This window comes from Neobacillus sp. DY30, assembly GCF_030123065.1.
GTDB lineage: Bacteria > Bacillota > Bacilli > Bacillales > Cytobacillaceae > Neobacillus.
In genome coordinates this window covers 2,199,610-2,217,738 of the sequence record NZ_CP126093.1, presented here as the reverse complement: position 1 = coordinate 2,217,738, position 18,129 = coordinate 2,199,610, and the positions used below count along the sequence as shown (strand labels likewise).

Here is an 18,129-nt window from a genome sequence, read left to right as displayed (position 1 = left end):
ATTTTCAAAAGGAACCAAAAATATCGGGTGGTAACTCCTGATAGAATAATAAACAAATGAGAGGAGTAAACAGGATGAAATTAGCAGATTTAAAAAAGGCGGGCCATGCTCCATCTTTAGTGGCTTCATTTCTATACTTTGATATCAGTTTCATGATTTGGGTTATGTTGGGGGCATTAGGGGTTTATATCACAAACGATTTTAATCTTTCTCCTTCTGAGAGAGGTTTAATAGTAGCTGTCCCTATCTTAAGCGGTTCTTTTTTTCGGCTGATTCTCGGTTTCTTAACGGATCGAATTGGTCCTAAAAAAACAGCGGTCATCGGGATGACGGTGACAATGATACCACTCCTATGGGGATGGTTATTCGGTCAAACTCTTACTGAACTTTTCCTGATTGGAATACTCCTTGGAGTTGCAGGTGCAAGTTTTGCGGCAGCTATTCCAATGGCGAGCCGGTGGTACCCGCCGCATTTACAGGGATTGGCTATGGGTATTGCAGGTGCGGGGAACAGCGGTACGCTATTGGCTACTTTATTCGGACCACGTTTGGCCGAAAATATCGGCTGGCATAATGTAATGGGCCTTGCCCTTTTACCTCTTCTTATCGTGTTTGTTTTATACGTTGTAATGGCCAAAGATGCTCCATCCCAGCCAAAAGCAAAACCAATGAAAGAGTATTTTCAGGTTTTTAAACAAAAGGATACTTTATATTTCTGCCTTCTTTATAGTGTGACCTTTGGGGGCTTTGTTGGACTTTCTAGTTTTTTAAGCATCTTTTTTGTAGATCAATATCAGTTAACAAAGGTACGTGCTGGTGATTTCGTTACCTTATGTGTTGCGGCCGGAAGCTTTTTCCGACCGGTTGGCGGATACATCGCAGATAAAATTGGCGGAGTTCGTTTGTTAACCTTCTTATTTATTGGAGTTGGTCTCACTATGTTCAGCATAAGCCAGCTCCCTGTCCTGCCTGTTGCTATTGCAATTTTGTTTATAGGGATGCTTTGTCTTGGCATGGGAAATGGAGCGGTATTCCAATTAGTTCCTCAGCGATTCCAGGAGGAAATTGGTGTGATCACTGGTATTGTCGGAGCGGCTGGCGGCGTGGGTGGATTCTTTGTTCCTAACATACTGGGGTCACTTAAACAAATGACAGGAACGTATGCTGCTGGATTTTACATTTTAGCCGGTGTTGGATTATGTGCTCTTATCGTTTTAGTCATGGCTCAAATATCCTGGAGGAAAAACCTGGAGTCAAATCGTGCATCCTTTTAATATGAGTTCTATCATTAAATAAAAAGCCTAAAAGGCATGAGTTGGATATTGAAACCAACTCATGCTTTATCACTTATAGGATAATTCCTTAACCTTTTCTCCCTGTTTAATCCTTCCGTCCTCTACATATATGATTCTTTTCGCCATTGACGCAATACTTTCATCATGAGTGATCATTACAATAGTTTTACCTTCATTGTTCAGGTTTTGAATAAAGGACAGCACTTCCCTCCCTGTTTTTTGGTCAAGGGCACCTGTCGGCTCGTCGGCTAAAATCAAAGGACATTCGCCGACCAATGCACGCGCGATGGCAACCCGCTGTTGCTGACCTCCAGAGAGCTGGTTGGGACGGTGATAAATGCGATCACCAAGTCCTACTCTAGTCAGAGTTTCTGTTGCTTTCTGTTTTGCCTTTTTATAGCTTTCACCTCGAAGCAGAAGAGGCAGGGCTACATTATAAAGGGCAGTATATTTTGAAATAAGATTAAATTTTTGGAAGACAAAGCCGATTTTTTCATTTCTGATTTTGGCATAGCTTTTTTCTGAATGCTCCTTAATATCTACCCCATCTAGAAAATAATCCCCGCTGTCAACCGTATCAATAAGACCAATTAGGTTCATCAATGTTGTTTTCCCAGAGCCGGAGGGACCAAGAATGGCAACAAATTCCCCTTGTTCAACCGTTAATGATACTTCTTTTAAAACATTGACTTTGCTTTCTGCTTTACCATATGACTTGTTGATATTTGTCATCCTAATTACCGGTTTTCCAACCTGGTCCATCTGGTCCACCTTGACCACCTTGCCCACCTTGCCCACCCCCTGTTCTTGGCTTTCTGATTGTTATTTTCTCAATGGTTTTTCCATCTTCCTGATAATAAATGGACAATGTATTTCCTGAGGTTAATTCATTCATACTGATTTCCGTTTCCACCATTCCCTCTTCCCCTCTGGTCATTGACACAATAGGCGTACCGACAGGAATAATAATGGTTTTCACTTCACCTGTATATTGCTTTTCTCTCATGCCGCCGCCTGCTCCTCCTCCGGCTGCTCCAGCTGCGGCTCCATCCGTTGGAGGGGTTCCGGTTGCAGCTCCGCCTTCAGCTTTACTATCAGTTGGAGCGCCACCAGTACCCTTTTCTCTGTTCACAGCTGACATGTCAGGTATCTTCAAGAGCTTCAACGTTACTTCATTTCCAATTACCTCTGATACTTCACCGTACACATCAACTTCTGCCAAATCTACTGATTTCGAGTTTGCTTCTTTTCTAGTACTCTGTTCAGCTGTGGTTTGATCATCTGATGCAGCTGCGCTTGAACAACCGACAATCGTTAAAACAATCAGACCAGTGGCCAAGATATTTAGTAAGCGTAATTTTTTCAAAATTCCCACTCCAATCAATCATAATTTAATGCTTCTATCGGTTTTAACTTGGAGGCTTTTGCAGCAGGATAGTATCCAAAGAAAACCCCGGTAATCACGGAAAATCCTAATCCTAGAAGAATCCCTTCAAGGGAAGGTAAATAATCAATTTCCGTAAATGATAGTACCCATGGTGCAGATATACTGAGTAATACCCCCAGCAAACCGCCGCACAAACTGATAGTTATTGCCTCGAACAGGAATTCAAGGAGTATGACATTCCTCTCTGCACCAATACTTTTTAGAATTCCAATCTCACGTGTTCGTTCCTTAACCGCCACCATAAGCACGTTCATAATTCCGATTCCACTTACAATCATGACAATAGCTGCAACAGCTATCAACAAGGCAGACATGGTACTTGACGTCTCCTGTGCAGATGCTAGCGTACTTCCTGCATCAACAACAGAATACGATTCTGAGTCACCCGTGATTTCTCCGATATATTGCTTAATTTCATCAATAGCAGGCTGAACGCTGTTAATGTCGTTTGCCTGGGCAATAATTGTGACCATTCCTGACCCGCCGCCTCCACCTCTTGTACCGCTAGTACCAGTCGTGTACTTTAATGCAACATCATAAGGGATAAACGCCATATCATCTGCAGTTGTTGAACTTGCCATAGCTCCTCCGCCGGAACTAATCCCTCCAGAACCACCTATACGATTCAAAACACCTGTAACGGTATAAGATGTTCCTTTTAACAAGATTTTTGAACCAACAGCTGAATTGATATCACCTTCGAACAAAAGATCCGCTAAATTGTAACCAAGAACCACAACCTTGTTTCGTAATACACCATCTTCATCCGTAAAAATATCTCCACTTAATGGAGTCAAATTGGTGATAGCAGCATAAGCCTCATTGATTCCTTGTATACTTGCAGTTGAAGTGGTTAACCCATTTGCTACGTCTGATGATGTTCCAATACTAATTCCAACACTCTTAACATTGGTAAGGAGTTCAGACATCTGAAGCGCCTCTTGCTTTGTCAAAGATTTCGATGAGGTTGAGCCGGGCATCCCCCTGCCTCCCGCTCCACGTGCCTTTGTGATGGTAATACTCTCAACTGAAAGCCTCTTAAACTGGTCTTCTACTGCTTTTTCACTTGCTTTACCAATACCGACAACCATTATGATGGTAAAGGTACCGATAATAATTCCGAGCGATGTCAGGATTACTCTAAACTTATTAGTAGATACGCTGAGCATAACGGAACGTAACTGCTCAACTAATTTCATTTTTGTACACCACCTATGACAACGGTCTCTCCTTCTTTAAGACCTTCAACCACTTCGGTTTGGATACCATTTGTCAAGCCGCCTGTAATAGCCCTTTTTTCAGGTTCTTCTTTAGATGTTTTAATATTCACATATTGCTTACCATCTTCAACAAAAATCGCTTTGTTTGGTACTAGCAGAACATCTGTCTTTTCTTTCTTTAAAAAGGTAATAAAAGCTGTCATTCCATCTTTAATAATGTCATTTGGCTCTGCCAGTTTTCCGGTAACTTCATAGGTAACAACACCAGAGCTATCAATAGAAGGAGTATCACTAACTGTTACGACTTCGCCCGCAACATTTTCAAGAGATACAGAGTCAATGGCCACTCTCATTTGCTGTCCGATTTCAATCCCTGAAATATCAGTCTCTGTAGCAGTGGCTTTAACATAGATGACACTTGGGTCTACAATGGTCATAAATGCACTCCCTGATGAAGCAGAACTATTATTCGAACCAGACTGACTTCCTGTGACAACTTCACCTACCTTATATTTAAGGCTCATGATTTCACCATCGATAGGGGCTTTTAGATAAATTTTGCTCAAATTATTCTTTGCTTCCTGCAGTTTGTTTTTTGCTTCTTCTACACTTAATTTAGCGTTCTGAATCGTAGAATTATTATTTACTAAATTCTGATACTTCTTTTGCTCAAGTTCATATGCCGCTTTAAGAGACCCGTCATCAGGCTTTTCATCCCATCTAGCTTTAGCTTCATCAACCTTTATTTTCGATTCCATTTGATTTATTTCCCGTTGGTTTACCGAGTCTGTATAGCTAGCCTCAGCCTTACTAAGTGCATTTTGTGCTTGAGTGACGGCAAGCTGGAGATCCGTATCATCAAGTTCGGCAAGAATGTCGCCAGCTTTTACAGGTTGTCCTACCGCAACATTAATCTTTTTTACAGTTCCTGAAACTTCAAAATTTAAATTTGTGATGGATCTGCTGATTCGACCATCTGCTGAAAGACCAACTTCCAAGTTGCCTTTTACTACTTTTTGCTCAGACGTTTTTACAGGGACTGCTTCTGCTTCCTTGGTACATCCTGCTAATAATGATATACCAAACGAGCAGGACAGAATAATTGCGATTGCCTTTTTCTTCAATATGGTTCAACCCTTTCCTAATTTACAATGGACTAGTTTTACAAGCTTTATTTTAGAAAGGGTTTGTGATGGCTATGTGAAGATTTAATTAATAAACTATTAACGAAACAAGAATAAAAATGCATAAAAAAACAGCACCTGTTTTAAGGAGCTGTATGATGCTGCTTATTTAAGCTGAACCAAAATTCTACACTTTCTTTATGATTGGTGGTGCCATATTTTCCATCGTGTGCCTCTATTATCGCTTTTACAATAGTTAATCCGAGGCCAGAACCACCATATTCACGGGTACGAGCTTTGTCAATTTTGTAAAAGCTGTCCCATATTTTATCCATTTCATCAGCAGAAATAGGATTTCCGGTATTAAAAACACTAACTACCACTTTTTCCTCTTGCTCGTGTGCTCTTAGTATTATTATTTTTCTATCATCAACATGATTTATAGCATTGGTAAGATAGTTTGTTAAAACCTGTTCTATTCTTTCTGGATCTGCATCGACCAAACAATCACCATCACATGAAACTTCTACATCAATCTCTTTTTCTTTAAAAATCAATCTGAATTTCTCAAGAGTAATTTCAATGATTTCGTTTGCGGTAATAAATTCTTTCTTCATTTGTTTGAATCCACCTTCAACCTGAGAAAGGTCTAGAAGGCTTAGTACTAATCTGTTCATTTTCTCCGCTTCATCAATAATGACATCACAGTAAAAATCCTTATCCTCTTTATTTACATTTACCTTAAGCCCCTCCGAATAACCTGCAATGAGCGAAATAGGAGTTTTAAGTTCATGTGAAACATTGGCTATTAATTCTTTTCTTGATTGATCAATTCGTTCTTTCATCTCGATATCTTTTTTCAATTGAAGATTAGCATTGGCAAGCTCATTTAGAGTTTTATCTAACTTTACAGATAGCAAATTGATATTTTTACAAAGATCACCTATTTCATCATTTGAGTTGACTTCAATTCTTTGTGAAAAATCTAGATTAGCCATATCAGCGGTTAACATGCCGATCTTTTCAATTGGCTTTGAAATCTTTCTAGACACATAAAAAATGATACACGTTCCGATTATGGTAACCACTATTGATAAATAAAGAATAAAATTACTTGCTGCATGGATGCTATCTTTCATGGCATCGATGGATGAGCTAATCTCTACATACCCTTCCACATCATCTGGAAGTTCAATAATAGAATATAAACTCAAGAATTCAGTACCTGTCCTTGGATCTGTACGTGTGACAATCTCTTGTTCTTCCGATAAACGACCAATCTCATCATTTATATGTTCTTCATGTTTATCCAATAATTTACCAGTGTCAACCGGAATTTTATCCTTACGTTTTAGAAGAGCGGTCAAAAAAATAATATTGTATTCTTTATCGGTAATGAAGATATTAATATTTTTATTATCTTGCAGAGCAGCAAGGCTGTTTTCATAATCAGTTTCTGTAGATACGATTTGCTGTACTTGTCCAAGACTTTCCTTTAAATACTTCTTTTTTGAAGAAATATAAAAATCCTCAAGGAAAAGGATGCCGAAAAACTGGGTTAAGATGACAAAAAGAAGAATAATCGATGTTAGGATAAAAAATAATTTAACTCTTATCGAGATCCTCATGCTGACACCTCATTCTATATCCAATTCCTCGGACTGTCTGAATGTAACAACTGAATAGCCCTAACTTTGCGCGTAATTGTTTAACATGAGTATCTACTGTTCGCAAGTCACCAAAATAATCGTGGTTCCAGACTGCATTCAATATATTGTCCCTTGATAACGCAATCCCATCGTTTTGAATGAAATAGACCAGTAAATCAAATTCCTTTGGCGTTAATTCAATAACGGTATTGTCAATATATGCATTGTGTTCAATTAAATCGATGGAAAGGTTCCCAGATAGCAGTCTTTCGCCGCCAACCTTCCCCGAACGCTTTAATAGATTTTCAACTCTTGCAACGAGCACACTAGGAGAGAATGGTTTGGTCACATAATCATTTGCGCCAAGTTTGAAACCAGTTAATTGATCCGGCTCTTCCGCTTTTGCCGTAAGCATAATAATCGGAACACAGGAGATACTTTTGATTTCTTTTAATACTTCCCATCCATCCATTTGCGGCATCATAACGTCTAGAATAATGAGATCTATTTTACTTCGGTACTCGTTAAAAAGGTTAAATGCTTGCATCCCATCTGTTGCTGTTAACACTCCAAATCCCGAGTTTACTAGAAAGTCGGTAACAAGTTTTGCCAGCCTTATTTCATCATCAGCGATTAGTATTAATGGTTTTTTCACAGTACATCCCTTTCTAGTTCTTGGTATGTCTTATCATTATCAAAAGTTTGTGATAAGTTTGTGATGAAATCTAAATTCGTGTCTAATTTATTGATAACTAATAGCTTGTTTTCCCATTTGAATCCATGATTCTTCAAAACCTTCTCTTGAAACGGCAGTATAAGGTTGTTCGGCTAATGGGTCGTTTAAATACACATTATTTTCATCGTAACCTACTACTAAGACACTATGCTCTCTATATGTTATTTGAATTTCTCCAGAGGATGTTTGCCATGTGGTAAATTCAGTTTCCGGCAGCTGAGAAAATCTTGAATTTGTAATGACCCAAACAGGAGAACCATTGCCGATCATATTGTAAACAGAATCAATACTTCCGCCTGTTAAATCTATTATTCTACCTGGTAAATACGTTTCGGCCAAGGCTGCAACTGGGGCATGGTAAACGCCATAACCTGGATTATCAAACGAATAGATATCCCCAACAAATCCATCATTTGGATTTCCCCTCATTCCATTTGGATCACGGAAAGGAATGGTGGTTATTTCTTGCGCAAGCGTCATTTTGTCTACAGAAACACCTGCATACTGTAGGAGCATTGCTAGACTAGTAACTTCACAGCCACGTGGTAATTCAGGCATTTGCTGGATATGGGGAACATCAACTATTTTCCCGTTTTGAACCAGGCTCACAACTTGAGCCTGGTCAGTGGATAATACAGTCGAATACGTAGTCGTATCCTGTTCTTCTTGGTTTGTTTCTTCTATTTCATTACTAGTTTCTGTAGTAGGTTGAGAATCAGATTTTTGTGCTTCCGCATAATTAACTCCTATGAATATCCCTATAGCAAGTATTAGGATAAGTACTTTTAATTTCATTGATTTTGATCCTCCCGTTATTGAATTATTGACTAGCTTTATTATGGAGGAACATCCTTAAACTTTTCTTAAACATATAAAAACGAGCCTATGTTAGAATTAATAGAATAGAAGTTATTTACCTTTACTAGAACATCATGATTGTTTATTATGTAACATATTGGTTTTATACTATTAAGAATTGTTTAAGGTTTATATTGAATAATACAAGGGATTAATAGATTAATATAGTCTTCTAAACGCGAAAGGAAGAGGCACCATGAAAAGGGTTAAATTGTTACTATTTCTACTTGCTGTAGGGATTAGTACTATTTTCATATTAAAAGACAAAGAAACCATGCCTTCTAAAGCAACAGGCATGGAACCGAAGAAAGACGTACCTTTACCAACCGAACTTCATCCCGTAGTAAAGGAACGAAGCGATCAATTGGTTCAACAAGCAGCAAAAATAGGAATTGTTGTTGTAATTACTGACGGATTCCGCAGTATAGAGGAGCAGAATACCATTTATGAACAAGGACGTACGACAGAGGGCAATATTGTCACAAATGCAAAAGGTGGAGAATCATACCATAATTATGGGCTCGCGATTGATTTTGCTCTTGAAACTCCTTCAGGAGACGTTATTTGGGATCGTCAATATGATCGTAATCAAAATGGAAAGTCCGATTGGTCCGAGGTAGTGAAAATAGCTAAGTCACTAGGGTTTGAGTGGGGCGGAGACTGGAAGGGTTTTAAAGATTATCCACATTTCCAAATGGATTTTGGTTTGAAAATTGCCGATTTGCAGAATGGAGCAAGACCTGACGAGTCATCTGCCGTAGCAGATACCCAGTGATTTCTATAATTTCTTCCAATTTTGCTCAACTTACTTTTAAAAGAAAAAATAAACACCATCGAATAGAGATGGTGTTTGTTTTTGTTATTCAATCAGATTACTACAGACATAGTTTGTTGGTATAAAGGTAACTGTGTTATATAAAGGAGCGGGTGATTTGTCCTCAAAACCCTTGATTAAGGACAAATCTTTCTTTCCACTTTTCCGATTTGTCCTCAAGACCCTCCTTTAAGGACAAATCTTTCTTTCCACTTTTCCGATTTGTCCTCAAGACCCTCCTTTAAGGACAAATCTTTCCTTCTACTTTTCCGATTTGTCCTCAAGACCCTCCTTTAAGGACAAATCTTTCTTTCCACTCATCCGTTTAGTCCTCAAGGCACTTGATTTTTTTTAAAAAGTTAACTCTGATATAAAAACAACAATAAATGTAAACAGCCTTTATCTAGCTACCTCTCTAAATTCCCATTTACACCTTTGTGGGCAAGCTAAAAACCGCACAAGGAGAGTATCCCTGTACGGTATTTAAGCAATAGGTCAAGAATTTAAGCAATCTATTGGATGAAAGGAGTTTTTCACCCCATCAAGTATTTATCAACTTCCTGTGCAACTTCCCGGCCCTCGTTAATCGCCCAAACGATAAGGCTTTGACCTCTTCTGGCATCGCCTGCAGCGAATACTCCTTCAACGTTTGTTTTAAACTCACCGTATTTAGCTGCAACCTTTTGATTGACTGCTTCCACACCGAATTGGCTTAACAATGGCTGTTCAGTACCTTCAAATCCAATGGCGATAAACACAAACTGTGCTGGCCATACTTTTTCAGTACCTGGAATTTCTTTAAAATAATAACGGCCGCCTTCATCCTTTATTTTCTCCATTTGAATGGTGTGAAGTTCTTTCAGGTTTCCATTCTCATCGGCGATGATTTTCTTTGTTTGAATCGAGTATTCACGTGGATCGTCACCAAATTTGGCTGCTGCTTCCTTATAAGCATAATCCATTGTAAATACGTTAGGATATGCTGGCCATAAATTATCAGCTGCACGTTCACTAGGCAATTGCGGATGCTTACCGAACTGAACGACGCTCTTCGCTTTTTGACGGAGTGCTGTTGCCACACAGTCGGCACCTGTGTCTCCGCCGCCAATTACGATGACGTCTTTGTCTTCAACATTGATAAATTGACCATCTTCAAAGTTCGAGTCTAATAGACTTTTTGTCGCTAGAGTTAAATAATCCATCGCAAAGTGAATTCCCTTTGCTTCACGGCCTTCAATCACTAAATCGCGCTGCTTTTGTGCACCTGTACAAAGGATCACCGCATCGAATTGTCCTTGAAGTTCGTCAGCTGTAATATCTTTACCCACTTCTGTATTTGTAACGAAGTCGATACCCTCTTGTGTCAATAAGCGAATCCGGCGTTCAACAACTTCTTTTTCAAGCTTCATGTTTGGAATTCCATACATCAGCAAACCACCCGGGCGGTCGGCACGTTCAAAAACCGTTACGGAATGGCCTGCTTCATTAAGCTGATCGGCCGCTGCCAAACCAGCAGGGCCGGAACCGATAACCGCCACCTTTTTTCCAGTCCGCGACTTAGGAATTCTTGGTGTGATCCATCCGTTTTCAAAGCCTTTATCGATAATTGCTTGTTCAATATTCTTAATGGTAACCGCTGGGTCGGAAATGGCTAACGTGCATGAACCTTCACATGGTGCCGGACAAACCCTGCCTGTAAACTCAGGAAAATTATTAGTTTTCATCAACCGGTCAAGTGCTTCTTTCCAACGGCCACGGTAGACTAGATCATTCCACTCCGGAATCAGGTTATGAATTGGACAGCCTGATGTTGCTCCTTTAATCTCCATCCCGGTATGGCAGAAGGGGATGGAGCAATCCATGCACCGTGCCCCCTGTATACGTAACTTTTCATCAGAAAAAGGAACCGTATATTCTTTCCAATCGTTTTGGCGTGTAAGCGGATTTCTTTCTCCCACTTTTTCGCGGGCATACTCCATAAATCCCGTAGGTTTTCCCATTGTTCCTCTCCCCTTTCTTAGCGGTTTACAGCTTCCTGCTGTTTAGTTGGTTTTGATTTTGCAGAGGAATTCGCTAAAAAGGCACTCATGACTGCTTCTTCTTCCGATAATCCTGCTAATTTTTGCTCTTCAATCAAATCAATCATCCGTTTATAATCTTTCGGAATGACTTTGACAAATTTTCTAACACACTTTTCCCAGTCTTCTAGAACACAGCTAGCCTTTACACTTTGAGTGTAATAGAAATGGTTTTCGATTAACTGTTTTAGCTCATCCTGTTCAGCAGCAGTTGATACTGATTCAAATTCAATCAATTCTTGATTACATAAATACGTAAATGCATCCCTGTCTTCTGGTAACACGTAGGCAATTCCGCCAGACATTCCAGCTGCAAAATTTTTGCCAACTTCTCCTAAAATAACAACGCGTCCGCCAGTCATATACTCACAGCCATGGTCGCCTATTCCTTCAACAACAACATTGGCTCCGCTGTTTCGAACTGCAAAACGTTCACCGGCACGCCCGTTAATATAACCTTCACCGCTGGTTGCGCCAATAAACGCTACGTTCCCTGCAATGACGTTTTCTCCTGAAGCAATCTTTGTATGCTCATCAGCTCTTACAATAATCTTACCGCCAGATAGACCTTTACCAACATAATCGTTCGCGTCCCCGGTAAGTTCAAGAGTCATCCCCTTTGGTACAAAGGCACCAAAGCTTTGCCCTGCAGAACCGGCAAATCGTAACGTAATCGTATCATCTGGAAGACCTTCTTCTCCGTAACGTTTGGAAATTTCACTTCCGACGATTGTACCAACAACGCGATTGATGTTCGTAATTGGGAAGCTTAAATCTACAGGTGTTCCCTGTTCTAATGCCGGTTGAACAGCCGGTAGAATTTTTTGGATATCAAGAGATTCATTGATTCTATGATTTTGTGGTCGTTTAAAAGTACGTGCACCTTCAGGCTTGTAGAGCAAAGATTTCAAATCCAAATGCTGAGCCTTCCAATGTGCTTTTGCCCGCTCACTTACCGTTAATACATCTGCTCGGCCGACCATTTCTTCAACAGTTCTGAAACCAAGTTCAGCCATAAGCTCACGCACTTCCTGTGCAATAAAACGCATGAAGTTAACGATATAATCTGCTTCACCCGTAAACTTTCTGCGAAGCTCTGGGTTTTGAGTGGCAATTCCAACCGGACATGTATCCAAATGACAAACACGCATCATGACACAGCCAAGGACAACTAATGGTGCTGTTGCAAAACCAAACTCCTCCGCTCCAAGTAATGCAGCCATTACAACATCCTTACCTGTCATTAATTTTCCATCTGTTTCAAGTACAACTCTATCACGTAAGCCATTCAGCATAAGCGTTTGGTGTGCTTCTGCTAATCCAAGTTCCCACGGCAATCCTGCGTGCTGAATACTCGTTTTTGGCGATGCACCTGTTCCTCCATCATAACCACTGATGACAATAACATCTGCCACTGCTTTTGCAACACCTGCAGCAATCGTTCCGACCCCGCCTTTAGAAACAAGCTTTACGCTAATCCGAGCATCACGATTAGCATTTTTCAAATCATGAATAAGCTGTGCCAAATCCTCAATGGAGTAGATATCGTGATGCGGCGGCGGAGAAATTAAGCTTACTCCTGGCGTTGCACCGCGAACATCAGCAACCCATGGATATACCTTAGTACCCATCAACTGTCCGCCTTCACCAGGCTTTGCACCTTGTGCCATTTTAATTTGCAGCTCTTGGGCATTCACAAGATAGTGACTTTTTACACCAAATCGTCCGGAAGCAACCTGTTTAATCGCACTTCCTCTATTGTCGCCATTTTCATCTACCATATATCGGCTTGAATCTTCCCCGCCTTCACCGCTGTTGCTCTTACCGCCTAGACGGTTCATGGCGATTGCTAATGTTTCATGTGCTTCCTTACTGATCGATCCAAAGGACATCGCTCCAGTTTTAAAGCGGCGCACGATGGAATCAACTGATTCTACTTCTTCAATCGGTACAGCTTGCTGTGTTCCATTAAAGGAGAATAAGTTGCGTAAGAAGCCAAGTCTTTCTTCATTTGCCTGTGTTGAATATTTTTTAAATAATTCATAATCACCATTGCGGCAAGCCCATTGCAGGGTATGAATAGTTCCAGGATTAAAGGCATGGTGTTCACCATCATGTCTCCATTGGAAGTTACTTCCTGATTCTAGGGTCTTGTCGGTTGATTCATTAAATGCTAAACCATGACGCAGCATCGCTTCCTCGGCGATTGTGTCTAAACCAATTCCGCCGAGCTGTGAAACTGTACCAGTAAAGTAGGTGTCGATAACATCAGAGCTGATCCCAACCGCTTCAAAAATCTGTGCCCCACGGTAGCTTTGTACAGTTGAAATCCCCATTTTTGACATGACCTTTACAACACCCTCGGTCATAGCATAGATATACTTCTTCACCGCTTCTTGATACGTAAATGGTATGGTTCCTTCCTGAACAGCTTGCTGATAGGTAGCGAACACAAGATATGGGTTAATCGCATCCACACCATATCCAAGCAGGACAGCAAAATGGTGAACTTCTCTTACTTCACCTGTTTCAATTATGATACTTGCCTTCGTTCTCAATCCTTCACGAATCAAGTGCTGATGAAGGGCGCTCACTGCCAATAATGACGGAATGGCAATACCTTTTGCGTTCAAATTTCGATCAGACAGGATAATTAAGCTTGCACCGACTGCAATTGCTTTTTCTGCTTGAAGGCAAATTTCGCCAATGCTTTTCCCTAAATCCTCTGTAAAAAGAATGTCGATTACTTTGCTTTTAAATGATTTGTTATTCTTTAAATCTTCAAGCTGGCCGTTGGTTAGGATTGGTGTCTCCAACTGTATCCGACGGCAATTTTCTGCTGATGGATGAAGTAAATTGCCTTCTGCTCCTAAATAAGAAATGGTGGAAGTAACGATGGCTTCACGAATCGAGTCAATCGGCGGATTGGTTACTTGGGCAAATAATTGCTTAAAATAATTAAACAAATTCTGTGGCCGGTCTGATAAAACAGCAAGCGGCATATCATTTCCCATTGCTCCGAGTGGATCCTTGCCTTCAGTCACTGCAGGAAGAATATATTTTTGAATATCTTCGTACGTATATCCAAAGGCTTTTTGAAGGGTCAGTAGATCAGCCGGGATTTCTCCCTCAGCCTCTACGTTATCTTCCAAGCGAACAAGCTGATTATTTAGCCATTGCTGATACGGCTGTTGACTCGCTAACTGTGCTTTGATCTCCTCATCGGAAATAATCCGTCCTTCTTCTAAATCAATTAAAAGCATTTTCCCTGGGCTCAAGCGCTCTTTGTACAATACCTTTTCTGGCTCTACATCAATGACCCCAACCTCGGAAGAAAAGATAATGTAATCATCTTCAGTAACATAATAACGAGCTGGACGCAGGCCGTTTCGATCCAAGATCGCACCGATTTGTTTCCCATCCGTAAAAGATATAGCAGACGGTCCATCCCATGGCTCCATTAAAGTACTGTGATATTCATAAAAAGCCCGCTTATCCCCAGTGATATGAGGATTTTCAGACCAAGGTTCCGGGACAAGCATCATCGCCGCATGTGCAGGCTTTCTGCCGGCAAGCACTAAAAATTCAAGCGCATTATCTAAGATAGATGAATCACTTCCATCTGTATCGAGGATAGGCAGAATTTTTTCCAAATCTGTTCCAAACGCCTCTGACACAAATTGACTTTCCCGTGCCTTCATCCAGTGAATATTTCCCTGTAGTGTATTAATCTCGCCATTGTGAATTAAATAACGATTTGGATGTGCTCTTTCCCAGCTTGGGAACGTGTTTGTACTAAAGCGCGAATGCACTAAAGCAAATGCAGAGACAAAATTCTCATTCTGCAGATCCAAGTAGAACTGATCTACTTGTTCCGGCGTTAACAGCCCTTTGTAAACAATCGTCCTGCTAGAAAGACTAGCAAAGTAAAAACGATATTCTGATTCCTTTGCCCATTTTTCTGCAAGTTTGCGAATCACATACAATTTTCTTTCAAATGCTAATGAATCCGAACTTTTTTCGTTATCACCAACAAACAACTGGCGAATTACCGGACAGCTTTCCTGTGCGGTTAGCCCTATTGTTTCTGAATTGACTGGGACTGTTCTCCAGCCAAGCACCGTTTGCCCCTCTTGTTCGACCATTTTATTAATATAGTTTTCGATTTCTTCCCGTTCCCTATCATCCTTTGAAAAAAACAGCATCCCCACGCCGTATTTCCCTTTGTCTGGTAAGTTGATTTCTGAACATTCTTGGCGGAAAAATTGATCCGGTATTTGAACCATAAGTCCAGCGCCATCGCCTGTAAGCGGGTCACTCCCCTGTCCGCCGCGATGATCTAATTGACAAAGCATTTTTAGTCCTTTTGCCACGATATCATGAGTGGCATTTCCTTTTATGTGAGCATACAAGCCGATTCCACAGGCATCATGTTCAAATTCTGGACGGTAGAGACCTTGTGCTTTTGGTAGTTGATGATACGTCATTTCAAATCTCTCCCTGTAAGTTGAATTGTCGAAATATTTATATCCACTATTTTAGGTTTTCTATTTAATACAAACAATATATAATTTATATCAAATCAATCTAATTCTTATATAAATGAAAAGAGGGTTAGCAATGGAGCTTCGTCAATTACGTTATTTTATCGAAGTGGCGGAACGGCAGCATGTTACAGAGGCAGCTGATCATCTAAACGTTGCACAATCTGCCGTTAGCTATCAAATTACCAAACTGGAAGAAGAGCTAGGGGTTAAATTGTTAGAAAGGGTCGGCAGGAATATTAAAGTTACACAGGTCGGAAATATTTTTCTAGAATTTGCCAAAAGCGCTTTAAACACATTAGATGAAGGGAAAGAAAAAGTAGAAGAATATCTCAATCCATTAGGAGGCACTCTTCGTATCGGATATCCTTCGAGTCTCTCCATTTATTGGCTTCCAACTCTTATTTCTGCTTACAAGGAAATAGCGCCAAATGTTAATTTCCATTTAAGGCATGGCTCGTATGCCAACTTAATAGATGCGGTTAAAAACGGTGAAATCGATTTAGCCTTTCTCGGTCCCGTCCCCATGAAGGAACCAGATCTCGAAGCTAAGATATTATTTATGGAAAGTATTGTTGCACTGATACCACAGCAGCACCCATTGGCTGATAGAAAAAGTCTGTATTTAAGTGACTTGCGGACAGATCCATTTGTCTTATTTCCAGAGGGATATGTGCTTCGAAAAATTGCTGTAGATTCCTGTCACGAGGCTGGGTTTGAACCGAATATTGTATCCGAAGGGGAGGATATGGATGCGTTAAAAGGCCTTGTATCAGCAGGAATCGGCGTTAGCTTATTACCTGAAAGTACTTTTTATGACTCTGTTCCCAGGTTCACAGTCAAGGTACCGATTGAAGCACCAAAGGCATTGCGTACAGTTGGGGTTATTATTCCGAAACATAGGGACATTGGACCTTCCGAAAAGAACTTCTATCAATTTCTAATCCAATTTTTCAACCGGTTGGACCAATACAAATAATGAGTTTTTGAAAAAATACTCTCCTCCATGCCATTGAAAGAAGGATTTATATACTTAAATTTCCGATTAATCCAAAATGTATATGGGAATAATAAAAAGTGTTCGTGAATTTTACACTAGAAAGGAGATAATAACATGCCACAAGGAGCTACTGAAACAAGCACCTTAAAAGTTGGTGATCCGGCACCGGATTTCACAGTGGAAGCCCATGGCGGCCGCAGAGTGACGTTAAGTGAATTCCGCGGATCCAAAAATGTATTTCTGTGTTTTTATCCTCTAGATTGGACCCCAGTTTGAGGCGCGCAAATGCCTTCATACGAGGATGATCTCCCTCGTTTTGAAGATTTTGATACCCAGGTCCTGGGTATTTCAGTCGATAGCGTTCACAGTCATGATGCATGGGCAAAATCAATTGGCGGGATATCGTATCCGCTATGTTCCGATTTCTATCCACATGGAGAAGTTTCGGAGAAATATGGCGTTCTTCGAAAAAACAAAAACGAGCCGGCATATGGAGCCTCTGAGCGCGCCCTCTTTATCATTGATAAAGAAGGAATCGTTCAATGGATTGATGTTCACCCACTAGATAAGCAGCCTGATAACGAAGAATTGTTTGATGTTTTACGTAAACTCTAATTCGAATATTGTTAGTAGAATATAAGGAGGCTGTGTATGGAACTCTCAAGAAAAGCTATCCCATATACACCTAGTACCAAACCACTGCATGAAATGACCATTATGATTGTTTCTACTTCTGGTGTTCATCTAAAGAACCAGGAGGCATTTAACACGGATCCCTCAGTTGGAGATGCGACCTTCCGTATTATTCCGGGAGATGTTGATTCAAAGGATCTAACCGTCACACATGCAGCCCCAAAGGAGCATTATAATACGGATGCTCCAAAAGAGGATATTAACTGCGTCTTCCCGATCGACCGCTTGCGGGAAATGGTTGAAGATGGAGACCTTGGCGGGGTAGCTGAGAAACATATGACCATGATGGGTTATTCCATGCGGCTGAACATTATTAATAAAGAAACAATCCCTGCATTGGTTAAAGAAGTCGTTCGGTCAAAAGCGGACGCCGTTCTTTTAACTGCCGGCTGACCGCTTTGTCATCGCACTGTAGTTACAGTGCAGCGCGGCATTGAATCACAGGGAATACCTACAACATTAATTACATTGGACGTAGAACAATCCAGCTTAATGAGACCGCCACGGGCTATCCATCCTGTCGGTTTTGAATTTGGACATTCATTAGGAAAGCCTCATGATAAAACAACACAAATGAAAGTATTAATGGCTGCACTGGCAGAACTAAGTGAAAGACAAGAGCCAGGCAACATCCATGATGCTCATTTTCCATCTTATTAAGCAATAAGAAG

At 40.5% G+C, this 18,129-nt stretch carries 15 protein-coding genes; 6 read left to right on the top strand and 9 right to left on the bottom strand.

Annotated elements, in window-relative coordinates; all coding sequences use genetic code 11:
* The first annotated feature begins 74 nt into the window (after positions 1-74).
* Positions 75-1,274 (top strand): nitrate/nitrite transporter, encoded by a 1,200-nt coding sequence (locus QNH29_RS10770; protein ID WP_283864770.1) that lies wholly within the window; start codon positions 75-77, stop codon positions 1,272-1,274.
* 69 nt (positions 1,275-1,343) lie between these two features.
* Here QNH29_RS10770 and QNH29_RS10765 read toward each other — a convergent pair whose 3' ends face one another.
* The 7 genes from QNH29_RS10765 to QNH29_RS10735 all read right to left on the bottom strand — a co-directional run bounded on the left by QNH29_RS10765 (position 1,344) and on the right by QNH29_RS10735 (position 8,266).
* Positions 1,344-2,084 (bottom strand): ABC transporter ATP-binding protein, encoded by a 741-nt coding sequence (locus QNH29_RS10765; RefSeq protein WP_349654897.1) that lies wholly within the window; start codon positions 2,082-2,084, stop codon positions 1,344-1,346.
* Positions 2,029-2,661 carry a hypothetical protein gene (locus tag QNH29_RS10760; RefSeq protein ID WP_283864769.1) on the bottom strand — a complete coding sequence of 211 codons (633 nt, stop codon included), beginning with the start codon at positions 2,659-2,661 and terminating at the stop codon, positions 2,029-2,031. The genes QNH29_RS10765 and QNH29_RS10760 overlap by 56 nt, the downstream gene beginning before the upstream one ends.
* A gap of 14 nt (positions 2,662-2,675) precedes the next feature.
* On the bottom strand, positions 2,676-3,941 hold the full coding sequence (locus tag QNH29_RS10755) for an ABC transporter permease (RefSeq protein ID WP_283864768.1): 1,266 nt from the start codon (positions 3,939-3,941) through the stop codon (positions 2,676-2,678).
* On the bottom strand, positions 3,938-5,086 hold the full coding sequence (locus QNH29_RS10750) for an efflux RND transporter periplasmic adaptor subunit (RefSeq protein ID WP_283864767.1): 1,149 nt from the start codon (positions 5,084-5,086) through the stop codon (positions 3,938-3,940). The genes QNH29_RS10755 and QNH29_RS10750 overlap by 4 nt, the downstream gene beginning before the upstream one ends.
* 143 nt (positions 5,087-5,229) lie before the next feature.
* Positions 5,230-6,714: a sensor histidine kinase gene (locus QNH29_RS10745; protein ID WP_283864766.1), complete on the bottom strand. Its 1,485-nt coding sequence runs from the start codon at positions 6,712-6,714 to the stop codon at positions 5,230-5,232.
* A complete protein-coding gene (locus QNH29_RS10740; protein ID WP_283864765.1) occupies positions 6,692-7,390 on the bottom strand; it encodes a response regulator transcription factor in 699 nt (232 codons plus the stop codon). The genes QNH29_RS10745 and QNH29_RS10740 overlap by 23 nt, the downstream gene beginning before the upstream one ends.
* 87 nt (positions 7,391-7,477) lie before the next feature.
* Positions 7,478-8,266, bottom strand: coding sequence for a C39 family peptidase (locus QNH29_RS10735; RefSeq protein WP_283864764.1), 789 nt, complete (start codon positions 8,264-8,266; stop codon positions 7,478-7,480).
* A 259-nt stretch (positions 8,267-8,525) separates the two neighbouring features.
* Between QNH29_RS10735 and QNH29_RS10730 the strand changes: the two genes are divergently transcribed.
* Positions 8,526-9,104 carry a M15 family metallopeptidase gene (locus tag QNH29_RS10730; RefSeq protein WP_283864763.1) on the top strand — a complete coding sequence of 193 codons (579 nt, stop codon included), beginning with the start codon at positions 8,526-8,528 and terminating at the stop codon, positions 9,102-9,104.
* Positions 9,105-9,676: 572 nt separating this feature from the next.
* Here QNH29_RS10730 and gltD read toward each other — a convergent pair.
* Together gltD and gltB are read right to left on the bottom strand one after the other, a co-directional pair.
* On the bottom strand, positions 9,677-11,143 hold the full coding sequence (gltD, locus tag QNH29_RS10725; protein WP_283864762.1) for a glutamate synthase small subunit: 1,467 nt from the start codon (positions 11,141-11,143) through the stop codon (positions 9,677-9,679).
* A gap of 17 nt (positions 11,144-11,160) precedes the next feature.
* Positions 11,161-15,708: a glutamate synthase large subunit gene (gltB, locus tag QNH29_RS10720; RefSeq protein WP_283864761.1), complete on the bottom strand. Its 4,548-nt coding sequence runs from the start codon at positions 15,706-15,708 to the stop codon at positions 11,161-11,163.
* A 133-nt stretch (positions 15,709-15,841) separates the two neighbouring features.
* Between gltB and gltC the strand changes: the two genes are divergently transcribed.
* The 4 genes from gltC (at position 15,842) to QNH29_RS10700 (ending at position 18,118) form a co-directional block, all read left to right on the top strand.
* Positions 15,842-16,744 (top strand): glutamate biosynthesis transcriptional regulator GltC, encoded by a 903-nt coding sequence (gene gltC, locus QNH29_RS10715; protein WP_283864760.1) that lies wholly within the window; start codon positions 15,842-15,844, stop codon positions 16,742-16,744.
* Positions 16,745-16,879: 135 nt separating this feature from the next.
* Positions 16,880-17,380: a peroxiredoxin gene (locus tag QNH29_RS10710; RefSeq protein WP_283864759.1), complete on the top strand. Its 501-nt coding sequence runs from the start codon at positions 16,880-16,882 to the stop codon at positions 17,378-17,380.
* Between the two features lie 36 nt (positions 17,381-17,416).
* Positions 17,417-17,851, top strand: a complete 435-nt coding sequence (locus QNH29_RS10705; RefSeq protein ID WP_283864758.1) for a glycine/sarcosine/betaine reductase selenoprotein B family protein — start codon at positions 17,417-17,419, stop codon at positions 17,849-17,851.
* Between the two features lie 27 nt (positions 17,852-17,878).
* Positions 17,879-18,118, top strand: a complete 240-nt coding sequence (locus QNH29_RS10700; RefSeq protein WP_283864757.1) for a hypothetical protein — start codon at positions 17,879-17,881, stop codon at positions 18,116-18,118.
* Positions 18,119-18,129: the final 11 nt, after the last annotated feature.